Origin of the sequence: Kitasatospora azatica KCTC 9699 (assembly GCF_000744785.1) — a bacterium.
Classification (GTDB): Bacteria; Actinomycetota; Actinomycetes; order Streptomycetales; family Streptomycetaceae; genus Kitasatospora; species Kitasatospora azatica.
Window position 1 is genome coordinate 2435181 of the sequence record NZ_JQMO01000002.1, and the last position, 21032, is coordinate 2456212.

A 21032-nucleotide genomic window follows, 5' to 3' on the forward strand; every position below is an offset into this window, starting at 1 on the left:
CATACGCGTCAAGTTGTCAGTGCACCGCGCTACCGTCGGGATGAGCGGGATCGCACTCCGCAAATAGCCTGAAATCGCCGGACCGGAGGCCACTGATGACCGCCAGGAACGCCAGGATCGCCCTGGTGCCCGACGCCCACGGGCGTGGCGGCCGCCTGCACCGCCTCGCCGAGGACGGCACGGCGCTCGGCGCACCGCTGCACGCCCCCGAGCTGGCCGTCACGGTCGCCGAGCTGGAGGCCGCCGAGCGGCCCCGCTGGGTCTGGGCCGCCGCCGAGTCCGGCTACGCCCCGCTGCTGCCCGCGCTGCCCGGCCGGCTCGGCCGCTGCCACGATCTGCGACTGGTCGAGGCGCTGCTGCTGGCGCAGGAGGGCCGCTGGGGCGCGCCGCGCTCGCTCGGCGCCGCCTGGTCCCGGCTGCGCGGCCTGCCGGTCCCGGAGGACCTGCCCGACTCCGGTCCCAACGAGGCGCAGGACACCCTGTTCGCCCCCGACCGCCTGCAACTGCCGCCCGGCACCGACCCGCTGACCGCCGTGATCGCGGTGCACGCCGAGCAGCAGCGCCGGCTGGCCGCGATCGAGGGCCCGGTCGAGCGGTCCCGGTTCCGGCTGCTGGTCGCCGCCGAGTCGGCCGGCGCGCTGGCCGCCGCCGAGATGGCGGAGGACGGCCTGCCCTGGCGTGCCGAGGTGCACGACGCGCTGCTCACCGAGCTGCTCGGTCCGCGCCCGCACATCCCCGGCACCCAGCCCGCCCGGTTGGCCGAGCTGTCGGCGGGGCTGCAGCAGGCGCTCGGCGGCAAGCCGTTCAATCCCGACTCGCACACCCAGGTGCTGAAGGCCTTCGCCGAGCAGGGCATCCGGCTCGGCTCCACCCGAGTCTGGGAGCTGCGCGGGATCGACCATCCGGCCGCCGAGCTGATGATCCGTTACAAGGAGCTGTCCCGGATCCACACCGCGCACGGCTGGGCCTGGCAGGACGCCTGGGCCAAGGGCGGCCGGTTCCGTCCGGAGTACGTGGTGGGCGGCGTGGTCTCCGGCCGCTGGGCCAGCCGGGGCGGCGGCGCACTGCAGATCCCGCGGATCCTGCGCCGGGCCGTGGTGGCCGATCCCGGCTGGCTGCTGGTGGTGGCCGACGCCGCCCAGCTGGAGCCCCGGGTGCTGGCCGCGCTCTCCGGTGACGCGGCGCTGGCCCGCAGCGCGGCCGGCGGCGACCTCTACCAGGCGCTGGCCGCCACCGCCTTCCACGGCGATCGGGACAAGGCCAAGCTCGGCCTGCTCGGCGCGATGTACGGGCAGACCAGCGGGGACATCGGCCCGCTGCTGGCCACCCTGCGCCAGCGGTACCCGGCCGCGATGGGCTTCGTCGAGGCGGCCGCCCGCACCGGGGAGGACGGCGGGATCGTCCGCTCCCAGCTCGGCCGGCCCTGCCCGCCGCCCTCGGACGCCTGGCTCGACCTCGCCGAGTCGACCGCCCCGGACGACACCCAGGGCGGCCGCTCCACCAGGGCCCGCGGCCGGTTCACCCGCAACTTCGTGATCCAGGCCAGCGCCGCGGACTGGGCGTTGGCGCTGCTGGCCGCGCTCAGACGCCGGCTCGCCGAGCTGTCGGCCGAGCCGCACCTGGTCTTCTTCCAGCACGACGAGGTGGTCGTGCACACCCCCGCCGACCTCGCCGACAAGGTCACCACCGCGGTCGCCGAGGCCGCCGAGGAGGCCACCCGGCTGGTGTTCGGCGACACCCCGGTGCAGTTCCCGATGAGCACCGCCGTGGTCGAGTGCTACGGGGACGCCAAGTGACGGTCCGTCAGAACTTCCGCGACTGCCAGGCCTCCCGGGCCGAGCGGGCCACCTCGGCCAGGCCCGCCCCGGTCGAGGCGGTCACCACCGCGGCCACCGCGCCCTCCACGAACGGCGCGTCCACCAGCACCACCTCGTCCTCGCGGGCCAGGTCCGCCAGTACCGCCCGCGCGGTGAGCACCGCGCTGCCCAGGTCCGGCAGCACCACCACCCCCGCGCCCGAGTCGACCTGCCGCACCGCGGCCTCGATCAGCTCGTAGCTGGTCCCGATCTCGCCCGCCTCGGTTCCGGCGGCCACCGCCACCGCCACGCCCCCGCCGCCGAGTTGCTCGGTCAGCTCGGCCACCCCCGCCCCGAGCAGCGGGCTGTGCGACACCAGGACGATTCCCACTGAAGTCCTCATGGCCTCCGAGCGTAGCCCGCCCGGGTGGCGTAGGTTCGCAGGAGATCCGTCCGACCACCAACCCGGGAGCCGGCATGAAGAAGCTGATCAACACCCCCGAGACCGTGCTCGACGACACTCTCGCCGGAATCGCCGCCGCCCACCCGGAGTTGACGGTGGACCGGGCGGCCCGGGTGATCCACCGGGCCGGCGCACCGCGGCCCGGCAAGGTCGCGCTGATCTCCGGCGGCGGCTCCGGCCACGAGCCGCTGCACGCCGGCTTCGTCGGCCCCGGGATGCTGGACGCGGCCTGCCCGGGCGAGGTGTTCACCTCCCCCGTCCCGGACCAGATGCTGGCCGCCGTCCGGGCCACCGACGGCGGCGCGGGCGTGGTCTTCGTGGTCAAGAACTACACCGGCGACGTGCTCAACTTCGAGCTGGCCGCCGAACTGGCCGCCGAGGAGGGCATCGAGGTCCGCACGGTGCTGGTGGACGACGATGTCGCGGTCAAGGACTCCACCTGGACCGCCGGGCGGCGCGGCACCGGCGCCACCGTGGTGGTGGAGAAGGTCGCGGGCGCGCTCGCCGAACGCGGCGCCGGCGCCCGCGAGGTGGCCTCGATCGGCGAGCGGGCCAACGCCGCCTCGCGGTCCTTCGCGGTGGCGCTGACCGCCGCGACCGTCCCGGCGGCGGGCAAGCCCGGCTTCGACCTGCCGGCCGACGAGATCGAGGTGGGCGTCGGCATCCACGGCGAGCCGGGCCGCCGCCGGGAGAAGCTCCGCCCGGCCCACGAGCTGGTCGCCGAGGTGGTGGAGACCGTTCTGGCCGAGCACACCCTGACCCCGGGCGACCAGGTGATCGCCCTGGTCAACGGCCTGGGCGGGACCCCGCTGCACGAGCTCTACCTGGTCTACGGCGAGGTCGCCGCCCGCCTCGCCGAGCGCGGCATCGCGATCGCCCGCAACCTGGTCGGCAACTACGTGACCAGCCTGGACATGGCCGGCTTCTCGCTCACCCTGACCAAGGCCGACCCCGAGCTGCTGGAGCTCTGGGACGCGCCCGTCGCCACCCCGGCCCTGCACTGGTCCTGATCCCCCCTCAGAGGGACCCTCTCAGCCGACGGAGCATCACCATGCCCTACGCCCTGGACCACGACTTCGCGCTCGCCTGGCTGCGCGCCACCGCTGCGGCCGTCGAGCAGCAGCACCAGCGGCTGACCGAGCTGGACGCCGCGATCGGCGACGGCGACCACGGGACCAACCTCAGGCGCGGCTTCGCGGCGGTCCTCGCCGTGGTCGACGCGCTGCCCGCCGACACCCCGCCCGGTGAGCTGCTCAGCAAGGCCGGCAGCACCCTGATCTCCAAGGTCGGCGGCGCTTCCGGACCGCTCTACGGCAGCGCGCTGCGCACCGCCGGCAGGGCGCTGCCGGCGCCCACCGCCGACCTGACCGCGCTGGCCGAGGGGCTGCGGGCCGGCCTGACGGCGGTGCAGAAGCTGGGTGGCGCCACCGTCGGTGACAAGACCATGGTCGACGCCTTCGAACCGGCCGTCGCCGCCCTGGAGCGAGCCGCCTTCGACGGCTTCTCGCTGCGCGAGGCCACCGCGCTGGCCGCCGAGGCGGCGGAGGCGGGGGCCCGCGCGACCGTTCCGCTGGAGGCCCGCAAGGGCCGCGCCTCCTATCTGGGCCCGCGCAGCGTCGGCCACCAGGACCCGGGGGCCACCTCGACGGCGCTGCTCTTCCGGGCGCTGGCCGAGGCCGCGCCGCGCTGACCCGTGATCGGCGGCGGACGGCTGCTGCTGTTCAGTCGGTGCGGCTGACCAGCAGCAGCAGCGCGTCGTCGTTCAGTTCGCCGCCGGTGTGCCCGAGCAGGTCGGCGTAGAGCCGCCCGACCGCGGCGTCCAGTTCGGCCACCGAGGAGCCCGCACCGGCGACCAGCTTCCCGACCCGCCGCTCCAGCGGGTAGAACTCCCCGCTGCCGTACTCGCGGGCCTCCACCACCCCGTCGGTGCAGAGCACCAGCACATCGCCGCGCTCGAACGGCAGGTCCCAGCTCTGCGGCTGCCCGGGCGCGAGCCGCCCCAGGCCCAGCGGCACCCAGGGGTCGGGCGCCTCCAGCAGCGTCGCGGTGCCGTCCGGCGCCACCCGGATCGGCGGCACGTGCCCGTACTGGAGCAGCTCGACGGCCCCCGGCGTGCGCAGCTCGGCGAAGAGCGCGGTGGTGAACTGACCGTCCACCACGTGCCGCTCCACGCTGGCCTCGATCCGGGCCGCCACGCCGCGCAGCCCGGCCTCGTCGTAGGCGGCCTCGCGGAAGGCGCCGAGCACCACGGCGGCCGTCTGCACCGCCTCCAGCCCCTTGCCCTGGACGTCGCCGACCAGGACCCGGGTGCCGTGCGGGGTGTCCAGCACCGAGTAGAGGTCCCCGCCGATCCGCGCCTCGTCGGCGGCCGAGGCGTAGCGGACGGCGAGCCGCAGCGGTCCGACCTCGGGACCGGGCCGCTGCAGCAGCGCCCGCTGGGCCGCCTCGGCCACCGAGCTGACGGCCGCGAAGGCGGCGGCCCGGCGCATCCGGACCTCGGCGACGTAGGCGCTGAACAGGCTCAGCGCGGCGTAGGTGATGATCGAGCCGAACAGGAACCGCTGGTCGTGCACGGCGGTGACGTTGTCGTACCGGTTGAGGCCGAGCAGGACGGCCAGGCCGAAGGTGCAGACCGAGAGCACGCCGACGGCGGAGAGGGTGAGTGCGGCGATCGAGGGGACCACGGTCATCAGCGGCGCCAGGTAGCGCTCCTTGCCGGTGGAGAGGTCGGCGATGGTGACCGCGAGGATCGCCAGCCCGGCGGGCGCGGCCCGCCGCCGCCAGGACAGGTCGCGCAGGTCGACGGCGGCCAGCACGCGCCGCCGGCGCCCCCGGGAGAGTCCGGACAGCTCGGCGGCCACCGGTCTGCTGCTGCGGTGGCGTCGGAACACCTGCCGAACATTACGGACAATGAGCGCGCTGCGCCCGTATTGGAGTGCCGCAGTCGTACCGCTGGTGCGCGTGCGACTACTGTCTGTGGGCGGACTGTGACCGCCGTCTCATCGCGTCAGGGGTCCGCACCCCCCATGGAATACCCCTAGGGGGTATGGTGTTCTCAACAGCGCGGCGCCGACCCCGGCGCCCACCGACTTCCCGGAGGCCCCGATGTCCAGCACCATCACCTACACCGTCACCGGCATGAGCTGCGGCCACTGCGAGAAGTCGGTCAGCTCAGAACTGGCCGCGCTGCAGGGCGTGCTCAAGGTGGCCGCGGACGCCAAGGCGGGCACCGTCACGGTCTCCTCCGAGCAGCCGCTGGACGACTCGGCCGTGCGCGCCGCCATCGACGAGGCGGGCTACGAACTGGTCGGCCGGTCGGCCTGAGCGCGGCCACGGGGGGCGCGCCCCCGCCACCGCCCCCCGTCCCCACTTCTCGTCAAGGAGCGGAAGCCATGAGTCCTGCCAGCAGCACGGCCGGCGACGCCGTCAGCACCGGGTCCGTCGACCGGGTGGAGCTCTCGATCGGCGGCATGACCTGCGCCTCCTGCGCCGCCCGGATCGAGAAGAAGCTCAACCGGATGGACGGCGTCGAGGCCACGGTCAACTTCGCCACCGAGAAGGCCCGGGTCGACTTCGGCCCCGGCGTCAGCGTCGCGGACCTGATCGCCACCGTCGAGCGCACCGGCTACACCGCCGAGCCGCCCCCGCCGCCGGCCGCCCCCGGCGCACCGGCCCGGGCCGCCGGCGAACCCACCACCGACCCTTCCCCAGCCTTCGGCCAGGGAGACCCCAACCGCGAGCGCCTGACGCTCAGCGCCGTGCTGACCGTCCCCGTGGTGCTGCTCTCCATGGTGCCCGCGCTGCAGTTCACCAACTGGCAGTGGCTCGCCTTCGCGCTCACCGGCCCGGTGGTGCTGTACGGCGGCCGCCCGTTCCACCAGGCCGCCTGGACCAATCTCCGGCACGGCGCAGCCACCATGGACACCCTGGTCTCGCTGGGCACCCTGGCCGCCTTCGGCTGGTCCGTCTGGGCGCTCTTCCTCGGCGATGCCGGGATGCCGGGCATGAAGCACGAGTTCTCGCTGTCGATCGGCCGTGGTGACGCCGCCTCGACCCTCTACCTGGAGACCGCGGCCGCCGTCACCACGCTGATCCTGCTCGGCCGCTGGCTGGAGGCCCGCTCCAAGCGCCGGGCCGGCGCCGCCCTGCACGCCCTGCTCGACCTCGGCGCCAAGGAGGTCGCGGTGCTGCGCGACGGGCGCGAGCTGCGGGTCCCGGTCGGCGAGCTGACCGTGGGCACCCGCTTCGTGGTCCGCCCCGGCGAGAAGATCGCCACCGACGGGGTGGTGGTCGAGGGCGCCTCCGCGGTGGACGCCTCGATGCTGACCGGCGAGTCGGTCCCGGTCGAGGTCGCGGTCGGCGACCCGGTCACCGGCGCCACCGTGAACGCGGGCGGCCGCCTGGTGGTGGAGGCCCGCCGGGTCGGCACCGACACCCAGCTGGCCCGGATGGCCCAACTGGTCGAGCAGGCACAGAACGGCAAGGCCGCGGCCCAGCGGCTGGCCGACCGGATCTCCTCGATATTCGTCCCCGTGGTGATCCTGATCGCCCTGGGCACCCTGGTCGGCTGGCTGCTGGTCAGCAACAGCAGCACCGAGGCGTTCACCGCGGCCGTCGCCGTGCTGATCATCGCCTGCCCGTGCGCCCTGGGCCTGGCCACCCCGACCGCGCTGATGGTCGGCACCGGGCGCGGCGCCCAGCTGGGCATCCTGATCAAGGGCCCCGAGGTGCTGGAGAGCACCCGCAGGGTGGACACCATCGTGCTGGACAAGACCGGCACCGTGACCACCGGCCGGATGGCGCTGACCGCCGTGCACACCGCTGACGGCGTGTCGGAGCAGCAGGCGCTGCGCCTGGCCGGCGCCCTGGAGGACGCCTCCGAGCACCCGATCGCCCGGGCCGTCGCGGCCGCCGCCACCGAGCGGCTCGGCGCCCTGCCCGCCGTCGAGGGCTTCGAGAACATCCCGGGCCGCGGCGTGCAGGGCGTGGTGGACGGCCACGCGGTGCTGGCCGGGCGGGAGAGCCTGCTGGCCGACTGGGCGCAGCCGTTGGACGCCTCGCTCGCCGCCGCCAAGGCCGCGGCCGAGGCCGCCGGGCAGACCGCCATCACGGTCGGCTGGGACGGCGCGGCCCGCGCGGTCCTGGTGGTCGCCGACACCGTCAAGCCCACCAGCGCGGACGCGGTGCGCGAGCTGCGAGCCCTGGGCCTGCGGCCGGTGCTGCTGACCGGCGACCACCGGGCGGTGGCCGAGTCGGTGGCGGCCGAGGTCGGCATCGCCCCCGAGGACGTGATCGCCGAGGTGCTGCCCGAGGAGAAGGTCGCCCAGGTCCGGCGGCTGCAGGAGCAGGGCCACTCGGTGGCGATGGTCGGCGACGGCGTCAACGACGCGGCCGCACTGGCCCAGGCCGACCTGGGTCTGGCGATGGGCACCGGGACCGACGCGGCGATCGAGGCCGGCGACCTGACCCTGGTCCGCGGGGACCTGCGGGTGGCGGCCGACGCGATCCGGCTCTCCCGGCGGACCCTGGGCACCATCAAGGGCAACCTGTTCTGGGCCTTCGCCTACAACGTGGCCGCGATCCCGCTGGCCGCGGCGGGCCTGCTCAACCCGGTGGTGGCCGGCGCCACGATGGCCTTCTCCTCGGTCTTCGTGGTCAGCAACAGCCTGCGGCTGCGCCGCTTCGGCGCCTGACGGTCCGTCGGCCCAGAGCTCCTCGGACCGCCGGCTACCGTCCGAGGAGCTCCCCGCCGTTGCAGTGCAGGATCTCGCCGGTGATGAACCCGGCCTCCGGCGAGGCCAGGAAGTACACCGCGGCCGCCACCTCGCCGGTCTCGCCGATCCGGCCCAGCAGGGTGCGGGCGGCGCGGCGCGAGACCTCCGCCTCGTCCAGCCGGGGGCCGAAGAACTCGGTGCCGGCCACCGTGCCGGGCGCCACGATGTTCGCGGTGATCCCGGACGGGCCCAGCTGCGCGGCCAGGAAGTGGTTCCAGGCGTGCAGGGACGCCTTTGCCGCCCCGAACGAGCCGGCCCCGCGCAGCGCGGCGATCGAACTGATCGTGACCACCCGGCCCTCGCCCGGGGTGATCCGGTCCCGGACCGACTCGGTGAGCAGCACCGCGGTCAGCACATTGCGCTCGAAGTCGCCGCGCCAGCGGGCCAGCAGCGCGTGCGGGCCGACCCCGAAGCCGGTCTCCCGGCTGCCCGCGTTGTTGACCAGCACATCGATCCGGGCCGGCAGCACCCGCAGCGCCGCCTCCACCTCGTCGGGGTCGGCGAGGTCGCAGACCAGCGGGGTGACCGAGTGGCCGAGCTGCTCGACGGCCGACTCCAGCACGGCGCGGCGGCGGCCCACGATGACCACCTGCTCGCCCACCTCGACGAACCGTCGGGCGATCTCCAGGCCGATCCCGGTGCCACCACCGGTGACGACAACGTTCCTGGCCATCTGTGTCACTCCCGCCCTGTCCGTACCGGATTGACACGATTCCTATCACGCTGGGTTGCCATCGCTGCGGGGAGGGTGACGTAGCCTGCCGGGGATCATGTGGTATGGGCGGGTGAAAGCCGATACGCGCACCGTAGCGAGAGCCAACTCACACCCTCCCGACGTAACTTTGCCGGCCCCCGTACGTCTTACCTTGTAGGTGCGGCCGATCGACTGCGGAACGGCGTGTGCGTGCCACCCCTTCCCCCCTGGGGTGGCCCGGGCACCCGCGGTCAGCCGGCCGCCGACGGGGCTCCGGCGGGCCCCGGGACGGCTGTCGCTGCGGCGACGGCCCTCGCGCACGGCGCCGGGCAGTGGTGTGGATCGGGAACGCTTTGAGCGGCCGTTCCCGGGCTCACCCGCTCCCCGGACGCCGTGCGCTGTCGCTCCGACACGTCGAAGGCCCCGCAGCACACGCGGGGCCTTCGACGTGTCAGGCGGGAGGGTCAGCGCTTGTCGAGCTCGACGTAGTCGCGGATCGCGGTCCCGGTGTAGATCTGCCGCGGGCGGCCGATCCGGCTGGTCGGGTCGTTGATCATCTCGTGCCAGTGGGCGATCCAGCCCGGCAGCCGGCCCAGCGCGAACAGCACGGTGAACATGCTGGTCGGGAAGCCCATCGCGCGGTAGATCAGGCCGGTGTAGAAGTCGACGTTCGGGTAGAGCTTGCGCGAGACGAAGAAGTCGTCGCTGAGCGCGTGCTCCTCGAGCTTGAGCGCGATCTCCAGCAGCTCGTCCGACTTGCCCAGCTGGGCCAGCACATCGTGCGCCAGGCCCTTGACCAGCGCGGCGCGCGGGTCGAAGGCCTTGTACACGCGGTGGCCGAAGCCCATCAGCTTGACGCCGTCCTCGCGGTTCTTCACCTTGCGGATGAAGGCGTCGACGTCGCCGCCGTCCTTCTGGATCTGCTCCAGCATCTCCAGCACCGCCTGGTTGGCGCCGCCGTGCAGCGGGCCCCAGAGCGCCGAGATACCGGCCGAGATGGAGGCGAACTGGTTGGCGTGGCTGGAGCCGACCAGGCGCACGGTGGAGGTGGAGCAGTTCTGCTCGTGGTCCGCGTGCAGGATGAGCAGCTTGTCCAGCGCGTTGACGATGACCGGGTTGAGCTCGTAGTCCTGCGCCGGGACGGCGAAGGTCATCCGCAGGAAGTTCTCGACGTAGCTGAGGTCGTTGCGCGGGTAGACGAACGGCTGGCCGACCGACTTCTTGTAGGCGTAGGCCGCGATGGTCGGCAGCTTGGCCAGCAGTCGGACCGTCGACAGGTGGCGCTGGCCGGCGTCGAAGGGGTTGTGGCTGTCCTGGTAGAAGGTGGACAGCGCGCCGACCACCGAGGAGAGCATCGCCATCGGGTGCGCGTCCCGGGGGAAGCCCTGGTAGAAGCGCTTGACGTCCTCGTGCAGCAGGGTGTGCTGGGTGATCTCGTTGCTGAACTCCGCGAGCTGGTCGGCGGTGGGGAGCTCACCGTTGATCAGGAGGTACGCGGTCTCGATGAAGCTGCCCTGCTCGGCCAGCTGCTCGATCGGGTAGCCGCGGTAGCGGAGGATGCCGTTGTCGCCGTCCACGAAGGTGATCGCGGACTTGTAGGCAGCGGTGTTGCCGAAGCCGTTGTCCAGGGTGACCAGGCCGGTCTGCGGGAGCAGCTTCGAGATGTCGAAGCCGGAGTTACCCGCAGTGCTCTCGACGACGGGGTACTCGTACTCGCCGTCCTGGTACCGCAGTACTACCGATTTGTCGCTCACGTCTTCCTCACCGACGAAATGAAAATCCTCTTCCGAGTGCCCTGACTCGTCCACCCTCCCCCATGCGGAGGACGGCCGCGCACCCGGGGTGGCCCAAAAGGACCTTGCCCTAGAGCCCTGCCCTACAAAACCCGATGCTCCAGCCGGTACGAACCGGACAAGATCACGGCAAGACTAGGCTGGTCCATCAATTTCTTCACGTCAAGATACCCCCGCCGAGGCGATGATCGAGCGCGGAGTGCCGCCTACCCGCGCTGACCGTCCGCACCGCCTGGCCGATCGCCTTGCGCGAGCCGACCAGCACCACCAGCCTCTTCGCCCGGGTGACCGCCGTGTAGAGCAGATTGCGCTGCAGCATGGTCCAGGCCGAGGTGGTGACCGGAATCACCACCGCCGGGTACTCGCTGCCCTGGGAGCGGTGGATGGTCACCGCGTAGGCGTGCTGCAGCTCGTCCAACTCGTCGAAGTCGTACGGCACCTCCTCGTCCTCGTCGGTGACCACGGTGAGTCGCTGGTCCTCCACGCTGAGCGCGGTCACCACGCCGACCGTCCCGTTGAAGACGCCGTTCTGACCCTTCTCGTAGTTGTTCCGGATCTGGGTGACCTTGTCGCCGACCCGGAAGGTCCGCCCGCCGAACCGCTTCTCGGCCAGCCCCTCCCGACCGGGGGTGACGGCCGCCTGGAGCAGCGTGTTGAGATTGCCGGCGCCCGCCGGACCGCGGTGCATCGGGGCCAGCACCTGCACGTCCCGCCGGGCGTCCAACCGGAACCGCTGCGGGATCCGGCGGGCCACCACGTCCACCACCAGGCCGGCCGCGCGCTCGGTGTCGTCCTCCACGAAGAGGAAGAAGTCGGGCAGGCCGTCCGTCAGCGGCGGCTGCCCCTCGTTGATCCGGTGCGCGTTGACCACCACGCCGGACTGCTGGGCCTGCCGGAAGATCCTGGTCAGCCGGACCGACGGAATCGGGCCGCGGTCCGCCAGCAGGTCCCGCAGCACCTCGCCGGCCCCCACCGAGGGCAGCTGGTCCACATCCCCGACGAAGAGCAGGTGGGCCCCCGGCGCCACCGCCTTGACCAGCTTGTTGGCCAGGATCAGGTCCAGCATCGAGGCCTCGTCCACCACCACCAGGTCGGCGTCCAGCGGCCGGTCCCGGTCGAAGGCCGCCTCGCCGCCCGGCCGCAGCTCGAGCAGCCGGTGCACGGTGGCGGCCTGATGACCCGTGAGCTCGGCCAGCCGCTTGGCCGCCCGTCCGGTCGGCGCGGCCAGCAGCACCTTGGCCCGCTTCGCCAGCGCGAGGGTGACGATCGACTTGACGGTGAAGGACTTGCCGCAGCCCGGACCGCCCGTCAGCACCGCGACCTTCTCGGTGAGCGCGAGCCGGACCGACTGCTCCTGCTCGGGTGCCAGCTCGGCCCCGGTCCGCTCGGCCAGCCAGGCCAGGGCCCTGGGCCAGTCCACGTCGGCGAAGGCCGGCATCCGGTCGGTGTCGGAGCGCAGCAGCCGCAGCAGCTGGTTGGCCAGTGAGACCTCGGCCCGGTGGAACGGGACCAGATAGATCGCCGACACCGGGTCACCGCCGGGTCCGTCCGGGCTGGGCAGCAGCTCGCGCACCACCCCCTCCTCGGCGATCAGCGCGGCCAGGCTCTCGATCACCAGGCCGATGTCCACCTGGAGGAGCTTCACCCCGTCGGCGATCAGCCGCTCCTCGGGCAGGTAGCAGTGGCCCTGGTCGCTGCTCTGCGAGAGCGCGTACTGCAGACCGGCCTTCACCCGTTCCGGGCTGTCGTGCGGAATGCCGACGGACTGCGCGATCCGGTCGGCGGTCAGGAAGCCGATGCCCCAGACGTCGGAGGCCAGCCGGTAGGGCTCGTTCTTCACCACGCCGATCGAGGCGTCCTGGTACTTCTTGTAGATCCGCACGGCGAGCGAGGTGGAGACGCCGACCCCCTGGAGGAAGACCATCACCTCCTTGATCGCCTTCTGCTCCTCCCAGGCCGCGGCGATCATCTTGGTCCGCTTCGGACCGAGCCCCGGGACCTCCACCAGCCGGGACGGCTGCTCCTCGATCACGGTCAGCGTGTCGACCCCGAAGTGCTCCACGATCCGCTCGGCGAACCGCGGCCCGATCCCCTTGATCAGCCCCGAGCCCAGATAGCGCTGGATCCCCTGGATCGTGGCCGGCAGCACGGTGGTGTAGTTCTCGACGGTGAACTGGCGGCCGTACTGCGGATGCGAGCCCCAGCGGCCGTGCAGCCGCAGCGACTCGCCGACCTGGGCGCCGAGCAGCGCGCCGACCACCGTCAGCAGGTCGTTGCTGCCGCGCCCGGTGTCCACCCGGGCGACGGTGTAGCCCGTCTCCTCGTTGGCATAGGTGATCCGCTCCAGCACCCCCTCCACCTGGGCGAGCTGGCGCGGTACGGCGGCCTGGGCCTGGGCCTGCTGTCCGGTCATCCGGAACCCCCTCGACGGTACTCCCTGCGTGATGAACCGTACCGCTCCGTACTGACAGGCCGGGACGCGATTGTCACCACTCGGTGCAAGGCTGACGATGGCAAGTGGAGACCCCCGTTCGACAGAAGCGGAAGAACACTATGTTGACCACCGACTTCATCCCCGGCGCCCCGAACTGGATCGACCTCGGCAGCCCCGACACCGAGGCGGCCCAGGCCTTCTACGGCGGACTCTTCGGTTGGACCTTCACCTCGGCCGGGCCGGAGGCCGGCGGCTACGGCTTCTTCCGTCAGGGTGACAAGACCGTGGCGGCCGTCGGCCCACTGACCGAGGAGGGCGCCAGGTCCGCCTGGACGGTCTACTTCCGCACCGACGACGCCGACCAGACCAGCAAGCTGGTCGAGCAGGCCGGCGGCGTGGTCCGGTTCGGCCCGTTCGACGTCTTCACCGCCGGCCGGATGGCCGGATACACCGACCCGACCGGCGCGCAGTTCGCCGTCTGGCAGCCCGGCACCACCAAGGGGCTGGACGCCGTCACCTCGGTCGGCACGCTCTGCTGGACCGAGCTGCACACCAGCGATCCGGAGTCGGCCAAGCCGTTCTACCGGGCGGTCTTCAACTGGATGGAGCAGGACGTCCCGTTCGGCGACTTCACCTACACCGTGATCACCCCGACCGCCGGCGGCACCGACTCCAGTCAGGGCGGCATCGTCACCCTGATCGAGGAGGACAAGGCGGCCCACTCCGGCCCGTTCTGGCTGCCCTACTTCGAGGTCGCCGACGTGGACGCCGCCGTCGCCCGGGCCGCGGAGCTCGGCGGTGGCCGGCGCGGCGACGTGGTCGACGCCCCCGGGGTCGGGCGGTTCGTGCAGCTCACCGACCCGCAGGGCGCCGTCTTCGCGGTGATCGCCAGCGCCCCGGCCGGGGAGTAGGGCCGGCAGCGTCAGTAGGGTGGCCGGCATGAACGATCTTGTGATCCGGCCGGCCACCCCGGAGGACATCCCGGCCATCGTGGCCCTGCTCGTCGCCGACTCGGTGGCCGTCTCGCGGGAGTCCCCCGACGATCTGACGCCCTATTACGCCGCCTTCGAGCGGATCGCCGCCGACCCCCACCAGCACCCCACCGTCGCGGTCCGCGACGGACGAGTGGTCGGCACGCTCCAGCTCAGCGTGATCCCGGGGCTCTCCCGGGCCGGCACCACCCGCGTCATCGTCGAGGCCGTACGGGTGCACGCCGGCGAGCGGGGCCAGGGCCTCGGCACGCTGCTGATGGAGTGGGCGATCAACCGGTCGCGTGAACTCGGCGCCGGCCTGGTCCAGCTGACCTCCGACAGCGTGCGGACGGACGCCCACCGGTTCTACGAGCGGCTGGGCTTCGTGGGGTCCCACATCGGATTCAAGATGACGCTGTGAACAGATGACGTGCAAACGCGAAGAAGCCCCCACCGACTGCGTTTAATTAAACACAGTACGGTGGGGGCTTCTTCTGAATGATTGTTCGGCGGCGTCCTACTCTCCCACAGGGTCCCCCCTGCAGTACCATCGGCGCTGTAAGGCTTAGCTTCCGGGTTCGGAATGTAACCGGGCGTTTCCCTCACGCTATGACCACCGAAACACTATGAAACTGTCGCCGCACCATCCCCGTGACCAAACGGGATGGGGTCGTTGTTTCAGAACAACACAGTGGACGCGAGCAACTGAGGACAAGCCCTCGGCCTATTAGTACCGGTCAGCTCCACCCATTACTGGGCTTCCACATCCGGCCTATCAACCCAGTCGTCTACTGGGAGCCTTACCCTCTCAAGGAGGTGGGAGTGCTCATCTCGAAGCAGGCTTCCCGCTTAGATGCTTTCAGCGGTTATCCCTCCCGAACGTAGCCAACCAGCCATGCCCTTGGCAGGACAACTGGCACACCAGAGGTTCGTCCGTCCCGGTCCTCTCGTACTAGGGACAGCCCTTCTCAACACTCCTACGCGCACAGCGGATAGGGACCGAACTGTCTCACGACGTTCTAAACCCAGCTCGCGTACCGCTTTAATGGGCGAACAGCCCAACCCTTGGGACCTACTCCAGCCCCAGGATGCGACGAGCCGACATCGAGGTGCCAAACCATCCCGTCGATATGGACTCTTGGGGAAGATCAGCCTGTTATCCCCGGGGTACCTTTTATCCGTTGAGCGACGGCGCTTCCACAAGCCACCGCCGGATCACTAGTCCCTGCTTTCGCACCTGCTCGACCCGTCGGTCTCACAGTCAAGCTCCCTTGTGCACTTACACTCAACACCTGATTGCCAACCAGGCTGAGGGAACCTTTGGGCGCCTCCGTTACCCTTTAGGAGGCAACCGCCCCAGTTAAACTACCCACCAGACACTGTCCCTGATCCGGATCACGGACCCAGGTTAGACATCCAGCACGACCAGAGTGGTATTTCAACGACGACTCCACCAAGACTGGCGTCAAGGCTTCAAAGTCTCCCACCTATCCTACACAAGCCGAACCGAACACCAATATCAAGCTATAGTAAAGGTCCCGGGGTCTTTCCGTCCTGCTGCGCGAAACGAGCATCTTTACTCGTAATGCAATTTCACCGGGCCTATGGTTGAGACAGTCGAGAAGTCGTTACGCCATTCGTGCAGGTCGGAACTTACCCGACAAGGAATTTCGCTACCTTAGGATGGTTATAGTTACCACCGCCGTTTACTGGCGCTTAAGTTCTCAGCTTCGCCCCACCGAAATGGAGCTAACCGGTCCCCTTAACGTTCCAGCACCGGGCAGGCGTCAGTCCGTATACATCGCCTTACGGCTTCGCACGGACCTGTGTTTTTAGTAAACAGTCGCTTCTCGCTGGTCTCTGCGGCCGGCCCCAGCTCGGGCAGCAAGTGCCTCCACCAGTTCCGGCCCCCCTTCTCCCGAAGTTACGGGGGCATTTTGCCGAGTTCCTTAACCATAGTTCACCCGAACGCCTCGGTATTCTCTACCTGACCACCTGAGTCGGTTTGGGGTACGGGCCGCCATGAAACTCGCTAGAGGCTTTTCTCGACAGCATAGGATCATCCACTTCACCACAATCGGCTCGGCATCAGGTCTCAGCCTTAAAGAGTGGCGGATTTGCCTACCACTCGGCCTACACCCTTACCCCGGGACAACCACCGCCCGGGCTGGACTACCTTCCTGCGTCACCCCATCGCTCACCTAATACCCTGTCGGATCAGCGGCTCCACCACGTCCCTTTGTCCGAAGACTCCGGGCCGGCTTCACGGCCTTAGCATTCAGAGGTTCAGCGTTGGCGCTTCAAAGCGGGTACGGGAATATCAACCCGTTGTCCATCGACTACGCCTGTCGGCCTCGCCTTAGGTCCCGACTTACCCTGGGCAGATCAGCTTGACCCAGGAACCCTTGGTCAATCGGCGCAAGAGTTTCCCACTCTTGTATCGCTACTCATGCCTGCATTCTCACTCGTATCCCGTCCACGACTCGATTCCTCGGCCGCTTCACCCGGAACACGACGCTCCCCTACCCATCCACAGCGTCGTTGGACGTATTCTGTGAATGACACGACTTCGGTGGTGTGCTTGAGCCCCGCTACATTGTCGGCGCGGAATCACTTGACCAGTGAGCTATTACGCACTCTTTCAAGGGTGGCTGCTTCTAAGCCAACCTCCTGGTTGTCTCTGCGACTCCACATCCTTTCCCACTTAGCACACGCTTAGGGACCTTAGTCGGTGTTCTGGGCTGTTTCCCTCTCGACCATGGAGCTTATCCCCCACAGTCTCACTGCCACGCTCTCACTTACCGGCATTCGGAGTTTGGCTAAGGTCAGTAACCCGGTGAGGCCCATCGCCTATCCAGTGCTCTACCTCCGGCAAGAAACACGTGACGCTGCACCTAAATGCATTTCGGGGAGAACCAGCTATCACGGAGTTTGATTGGCCTTTCACCCCTAACCACAGGTCATCCCCCAGGTTTTCAACCCTGGTGGGTTCGGTCCTCCACACGGTCTTACCCGCGCTTCAACCTGCCCATGGCTAGATCACTCCGCTTCGGGTCTTGGGCATGCAACTCAAACGCCCTATTCGGACTCGCTTTCGCTACGGCTACCCCACACGGGTTAACCTCGCTACACACCGCAAACTCGCAGGCTCATTCTTCAAAAGGCACGCAGTCACGGCTGGTCCGAAGACCAACGACGCTCCCACGGCTTGTAGGCACACGGTTTCAGGTACTATTTCACTCCGCTCCCGCGGTACTTTTCACCATTCCCTCACGGTACTATCCGCTATCGGTCACCAGGGAATATTTAGGCTTAGCGGGTGGTCCCGCCAGATTCACACGGAATTTCTCGGGCTCCGTGCTACTTGGGAGAAGCTCAAGTGAGCCGCTAATGTTTCGTCTACGGGGGTCTTACCCTCTACGCCGGACCTTTCGCATGTCCTTCGACTACACCAACGGTTTCTGACTCACCCAGCCGCCGGCAGACGACTGAAGAACTTTCCCACGACCCCGTATCGGCAACCCCTGCCGGGTCTCACACCAATACGGTTTAGCCTCATCCGGTTTCGCTCGCCACTACTCCCGGAATCACGGTTGTTTTCTCTTCCTGCGGGTACTGAGATGTTTCACTTCCCCGCGTTCCCTCCACGCACCCTATGTGTTCAGGTGCGGGTGACAGCCCATGACGACTGCCGGGTTTCCCCATTCGGACACCCCCGGATCAAAGCTCGGTTGACAGCTCCCCGGGGCCTATCGCGGCCTCCCACGTCCTTCATCGGTTCCTGGTGCCAAGGCATCCACCGTGCGCCCTTAAAAACTTGGCCACAGATGCTCGCGTCCACTGTGCAGTTCTCAAACAACGACCAGACACCCACCTACACCACCCGAAAACGAGTACTGTCCGTGGGACCGGCATCCTCGAGGTTCAGACCATACGGCCGTTCCCTCAGGACCCAACAACGTGCCCGACACACCAGACTCAAGAACGCTTTCCACGCCGAAGCAGTACTCACGAACCATCACCCAGTGTGCCGAATAGTCAACGTTCCACCCATGAGCAACCACTCGAAGGCATTCGCTCCGAGCTGGCTATGTGCTCCTTAGAAAGGAGGTGATCCAGCCGCACCTTCCGGTACGGCTACCTTGTTACGACTTCGTCCCAATCGCTGGTCCCACCTTCGACGGCTCCCTCCCAAGGGTTAGGCCACCGGCTTCGGGTGTTACCGACTTTCGTGACGTGACGGGCGGTGTGTACAAGGCCCGGGAACGTATTCACCGCAGCATGCTGATCTGCGATTACTAGCAACTCCAACTTCATGGGGTCGAGTTGCAGACCCCAATCCGAACTGAGGCCGGCTTTTTGGGATTCGCTCCGCCTCGCGGCATCGCAGCCCTTTGTACCGACCATTGTAGCACGTGTGCAGCCCAAGACATAAGGGGCATGATGATTTGACGTCGTCCCCACCTTCCTCCGAGTTGACCCCGGCAGTCTCCTGTGAGTCCCCACCACCCCGAAAGGCGTGCTGGCAACACAGAACAAGGGTTGCGCTCGTTGCGGGACTTAACCCAACATCTCACGACACGAGCTGACGACAACCATGCACCACCTGTATACCGACCACAAGGGGGCGACTATCTCTAGCCGTTTCCGATATATGTCAAGCCTTGGTAAGGTTCTTCGCGTTGCGTCGAATTAAGCCACATGCTCCGCTGCTTGTGCGGGCCCCCGTCAATTCCTTTGAGTTTTAGCCTTGCGGCCGTACTCCCCAGGCGGGGAACTTAATGCGTTAGCTGCGGCACCGACGACGTGGAATGTCGCCAACACCTAGTTCCCAACGTTTACGGCGTGGACTACCAGGGTATCTAATCCTGTTCGCTCCCCACGCTTTCGCTCCTCAGCGTCAGTAATGGCCCAGAGATCCGCCTTCGCCACCGGTGTTCCTCCTGATATCTGCGCATTTCACCGCTACACCAGGAATTCCGATCTCCCCTACCACACTCTAGCCTGCCCGTATCGAATGCAGACCCGGGGTTAAGCCCCGGGCTTTCACATCCGACGCGACAGGCCGCCTACGAGCTCTTTACGCCCAATAATTCCGGACAACGCTCGCACCCTACGTATTACCGCGGCTGCTGGCACGTAGTTAGCCGGTGCTTCTTCTGCAGGTACCGTCACTTGCGCTTCTTCCCTGCTGAAAGAGGTTTACAACCCGAAGGCCGTCATCCCTCACGCGGCGTCGCTGCATCAGGCTTTCGCCCATTGTGCAATATTCCCCACTGCTGCCTCCCGTAGGAGTCTGGGCCGTGTCTCAGTCCCAGTGTGGCCGGTCGCCCTCTCAGGCCGGCTACCCGTCGTCGCCTTGGTAGGCCATTACCCCACCAACAAGCTGATAGGCCGCGGGCTCATCCTGCACCGCCGGAGCTTTACACCCAGAACCATGCGGTCCCAGGTCATATCCGGTATTAGACCCCGTTTCCAGGGCTTGTCCCAGAGTGCAGGGCAGATTGCCCACGTGTTACTCACCCGTTCGCCACTGATCCACCCCGAAGGGCTTCACCGTTCGACTTGCATGTGTTAAGCACGCCGCCAGCGTTCGTCCTGAGCCAGGATCAAACTCTCCGTGAATGTTTTCCCGTAATCGGGTCGACACCCGCGCAGAGCGGCACGACAATCAGCGGAATAGGCCGACCCCGTGCACTGCGTCCTCGCTAGTGTTTTACTTCAAAAGGAATCTCCAACCCGAACCAGAAGGTTCAGGCCGGGGATGTCAACATATCTGGCGTTGACTTTTGGCACGCTGTTGAGTTCTCAAGGAACGGAGACTTCCTTCGAATTCGCTCTCGCGTTTTCTCCGGGCCCTTCGTTCTTACTTCGTAAAGCTTATCAGATGATTTCCGCTCCGTTTTCCGGACCGAATTTCCTTCCGCTTTGCTTTCCGCCTTTCGGCGCTCCCGAACTCTATCAGAGTTTCTCGGGCTGTTTTCCCCGCTCGAACTGAATTCGAAGCAGTGGCCTGACGGCCGTGGGGCAACTCGGAGAACATTACGCACCGAGCTGCCCCACGTCAAATCAGACCTCGGCGACCATCAGACCTCGACGACCACCGGCAGGATCATCGGCCGGCGGCGGTAGTTGTCCGCCACCCACTTGCCGATCGTGCGGCGCACCAGCTGCTGGACCTGGCGCACCTCGAGCACGCCGTTGTCGGCGGACTTGCGCAGCGCCTCCTCCAGCTTCTGCACCACCGGCGTGAAGGCGGAGTCGTCGATGCCGGAGCCGCGGGCCTGGATGGTCGGGCCGCTGACGATCTTGCCGCTGGACGAGTCGACCACCACGAAGACCGAGATGAAGCCCTCTTCACCGAGGATCCGACGGTCCTTCAGCGAGGACTCGGTGATGTCGCCGACCGACGAGCCGTCGACGTACACGTACCCGGCCTGCACCTTGCCGACGATCTTGGCGACGCCGTTCTCCAGGTCGACCACCACGCCGTCCTCGGCGATGACCGTGCGGTTCTTCGGCACACCGGTCTTGATGCCGAGTTCGGCGCAGGCGCGCAGGTGGCGCCACTCGCCGTGCACCGGCATCAGGTTCTTCGGGCGGCAGATGTTGAAGAAGTACAGCAGCTCGCCGGCCGAGGCGTGCCCGGAGACGTGCACCTTGGCGTTGCCCTTGTGGACGACGTTGGCGCCCCAGCGGGTCAGGCCGTTGATGACCCGGTAGATCGCGGTCTCGTTGCCGGGGATCAGCGAGGAGGCCAGGATCACGGTGTCGCCCTCGACGATCCGGATCTGGTGGTCGCGGTTGGCCATCCGGGAGAGCGCGGCCATCGGCTCGCCCTGCGAGCCGGTGCAGACCAGCACGACCTCCTTGTCCGGCAGGTCGTCCAGCTGCTTCACGTCCACGATCAGGTTGCCGGGGACCTTCAGGTAGCCGAGGTCGCGGGCGATGCCCATGTTGCGGACCATCGAGCGGCCGACGAAGGCGACCTTCCGCTTGTACTCGTGCGCGGCGTCCAGCACCTGCTGGATGCGGTGCACGTGGCTGGCGAAGGAGGCCACGATGATGCGCGCTTGTCGGCGTTGGCGAAGACGTTGCGCAGCGCCG

At 68.4% G+C, this 21032-nt stretch carries 12 protein-coding genes, 3 rRNA genes and 1 pseudogene; 7 read left to right on the plus strand and 9 right to left on the minus strand.

Annotation, left to right across the window (positions count from 1 at the left end):
- Positions 1 to 95 precede the first annotated feature (95 nt).
- Positions 96 to 1796, plus strand: coding sequence for a bifunctional 3'-5' exonuclease/DNA polymerase (locus BR98_RS11125; RefSeq protein ID WP_051969561.1), 1701 nt, complete (start codon positions 96 to 98; stop codon positions 1794 to 1796).
- Positions 1797 to 1803: 7 nt separating this feature from the next.
- On the opposite strand, the gene dhaM is transcribed toward BR98_RS11125, so the two are convergent.
- A complete protein-coding gene (gene dhaM, locus BR98_RS11130) occupies positions 1804 to 2199 on the minus strand; it encodes a dihydroxyacetone kinase phosphoryl donor subunit DhaM (protein WP_035842231.1) in 396 nt (131 codons plus the stop codon).
- Between the two features lie 74 nt (positions 2200 to 2273).
- Between dhaM and dhaK the strand changes: the two genes are divergently transcribed.
- Positions 2274 to 3269, plus strand: coding sequence for a dihydroxyacetone kinase subunit DhaK (dhaK, locus tag BR98_RS11135; protein ID WP_035842234.1), 996 nt, complete (start codon positions 2274 to 2276; stop codon positions 3267 to 3269).
- 41 nt (positions 3270 to 3310) lie between these two features.
- Positions 3311 to 3949, plus strand: coding sequence for a dihydroxyacetone kinase subunit DhaL (dhaL, locus tag BR98_RS11140; RefSeq protein ID WP_198042155.1), 639 nt, complete (start codon positions 3311 to 3313; stop codon positions 3947 to 3949).
- A 31-nt stretch (positions 3950 to 3980) separates the two neighbouring features.
- Here the strand turns inward: dhaL and BR98_RS11145 are convergent, their stop codons facing one another.
- Positions 3981 to 5150: a PP2C family protein-serine/threonine phosphatase gene (locus tag BR98_RS11145; RefSeq protein ID WP_232247323.1), complete on the minus strand. Its 1170-nt coding sequence runs from the start codon at positions 5148 to 5150 to the stop codon at positions 3981 to 3983.
- A gap of 214 nt (positions 5151 to 5364) precedes the next feature.
- On the opposite strand from BR98_RS11145, the gene BR98_RS11150 reads away from it, so the two are divergent.
- Together BR98_RS11150 and BR98_RS11155 are read left to right on the plus strand one after the other, a co-directional pair.
- Positions 5365 to 5583, plus strand: a complete 219-nt coding sequence (locus tag BR98_RS11150; RefSeq protein ID WP_035842236.1) for a heavy-metal-associated domain-containing protein — start codon at positions 5365 to 5367, stop codon at positions 5581 to 5583.
- Positions 5584 to 5651: 68 nt separating this feature from the next.
- Positions 5652 to 7952, plus strand: a complete 2301-nt coding sequence (locus BR98_RS11155) for a heavy metal translocating P-type ATPase (RefSeq protein WP_051969563.1) — start codon at positions 5652 to 5654, stop codon at positions 7950 to 7952.
- A gap of 34 nt (positions 7953 to 7986) precedes the next feature.
- Here the strand turns inward: BR98_RS11155 and BR98_RS11160 are convergent, their stop codons facing one another.
- From BR98_RS11160 to recD2, 3 genes are all read right to left on the minus strand, one after another.
- Complete coding sequence (locus BR98_RS11160; protein WP_051969564.1) at positions 7987 to 8706, minus strand: SDR family NAD(P)-dependent oxidoreductase; 720 nt, start codon at positions 8704 to 8706, stop codon at positions 7987 to 7989.
- Between the two features lie 485 nt (positions 8707 to 9191).
- Positions 9192 to 10481: a citrate synthase gene (locus BR98_RS11165; RefSeq protein WP_035842242.1), complete on the minus strand. Its 1290-nt coding sequence runs from the start codon at positions 10479 to 10481 to the stop codon at positions 9192 to 9194.
- 196 nt (positions 10482 to 10677) lie between these two features.
- Positions 10678 to 12933, minus strand: a complete 2256-nt coding sequence (recD2, locus tag BR98_RS11170; protein WP_051969565.1) for an SF1B family DNA helicase RecD2 — start codon at positions 12931 to 12933, stop codon at positions 10678 to 10680.
- A 140-nt stretch (positions 12934 to 13073) separates the two neighbouring features.
- Between recD2 and BR98_RS11175 the strand changes: the two genes are divergently transcribed.
- Positions 13074 to 13865, plus strand: a complete 792-nt coding sequence (locus BR98_RS11175) for a VOC family protein (RefSeq protein ID WP_035842245.1) — start codon at positions 13074 to 13076, stop codon at positions 13863 to 13865.
- A gap of 28 nt (positions 13866 to 13893) precedes the next feature.
- Positions 13894 to 14346: a GNAT family N-acetyltransferase gene (locus BR98_RS11180; protein ID WP_035842248.1), complete on the plus strand. Its 453-nt coding sequence runs from the start codon at positions 13894 to 13896 to the stop codon at positions 14344 to 14346.
- A gap of 83 nt (positions 14347 to 14429) precedes the next feature.
- On the opposite strand, the gene rrf is transcribed toward BR98_RS11180, so the two are convergent.
- From rrf to BR98_RS11200, 4 genes and pseudogenes are all read right to left on the minus strand, one after another.
- A 5S ribosomal RNA gene (rrf, locus tag BR98_RS11185) occupies positions 14430 to 14546 on the minus strand.
- 86 nt (positions 14547 to 14632) lie between these two features.
- Positions 14633 to 17748 (minus strand): 23S ribosomal RNA (locus BR98_RS11190).
- 280 nt (positions 17749 to 18028) lie between these two features.
- Positions 18029 to 19550: ribosomal RNA gene (locus BR98_RS11195) — 16S ribosomal RNA — on the minus strand.
- The 16S, 23S and 5S rRNA genes sit together here, the layout of an rRNA operon.
- Positions 19551 to 20011: 461 nt before the next feature.
- A pseudogene (locus BR98_RS11200) lies at positions 20012 to 21032 on the minus strand (ribonuclease J); the annotation flags it as partial.

Coding starts and splice junctions, on each gene's coding strand:
- BR98_RS11125 (WP_051969561.1), top strand. CDS start 96: ATGACCGCCAGGAACGCCAGGATCGCCCTGGTGCCCGACGCCCACGGG.
- dhaM (WP_035842231.1), bottom strand. CDS start 2,199: ATGAGGACTTCAGTGGGAATCGTCCTGGTGTCGCACAGCCCGCTGCTC.
- dhaK (WP_035842234.1), top strand. CDS start 2,274: ATGAAGAAGCTGATCAACACCCCCGAGACCGTGCTCGACGACACTCTC.
- dhaL (WP_198042155.1), top strand. CDS start 3,311: ATGCCCTACGCCCTGGACCACGACTTCGCGCTCGCCTGGCTGCGCGCC.
- BR98_RS11150 (WP_035842236.1), top strand. CDS start 5,365: ATGTCCAGCACCATCACCTACACCGTCACCGGCATGAGCTGCGGCCAC.
- BR98_RS11155 (WP_051969563.1), top strand. CDS start 5,652: ATGAGTCCTGCCAGCAGCACGGCCGGCGACGCCGTCAGCACCGGGTCC.
- BR98_RS11160 (WP_051969564.1), bottom strand. CDS start 8,706: ATGGCCAGGAACGTTGTCGTCACCGGTGGTGGCACCGGGATCGGCCTG.
- recD2 (WP_051969565.1), bottom strand. CDS start 12,933: ATGACCGGACAGCAGGCCCAGGCCCAGGCCGCCGTACCGCGCCAGCTC.
- BR98_RS11175 (WP_035842245.1), top strand. CDS start 13,074: ATGTTGACCACCGACTTCATCCCCGGCGCCCCGAACTGGATCGACCTC.
- BR98_RS11180 (WP_035842248.1), top strand. CDS start 13,894: ATGAACGATCTTGTGATCCGGCCGGCCACCCCGGAGGACATCCCGGCC.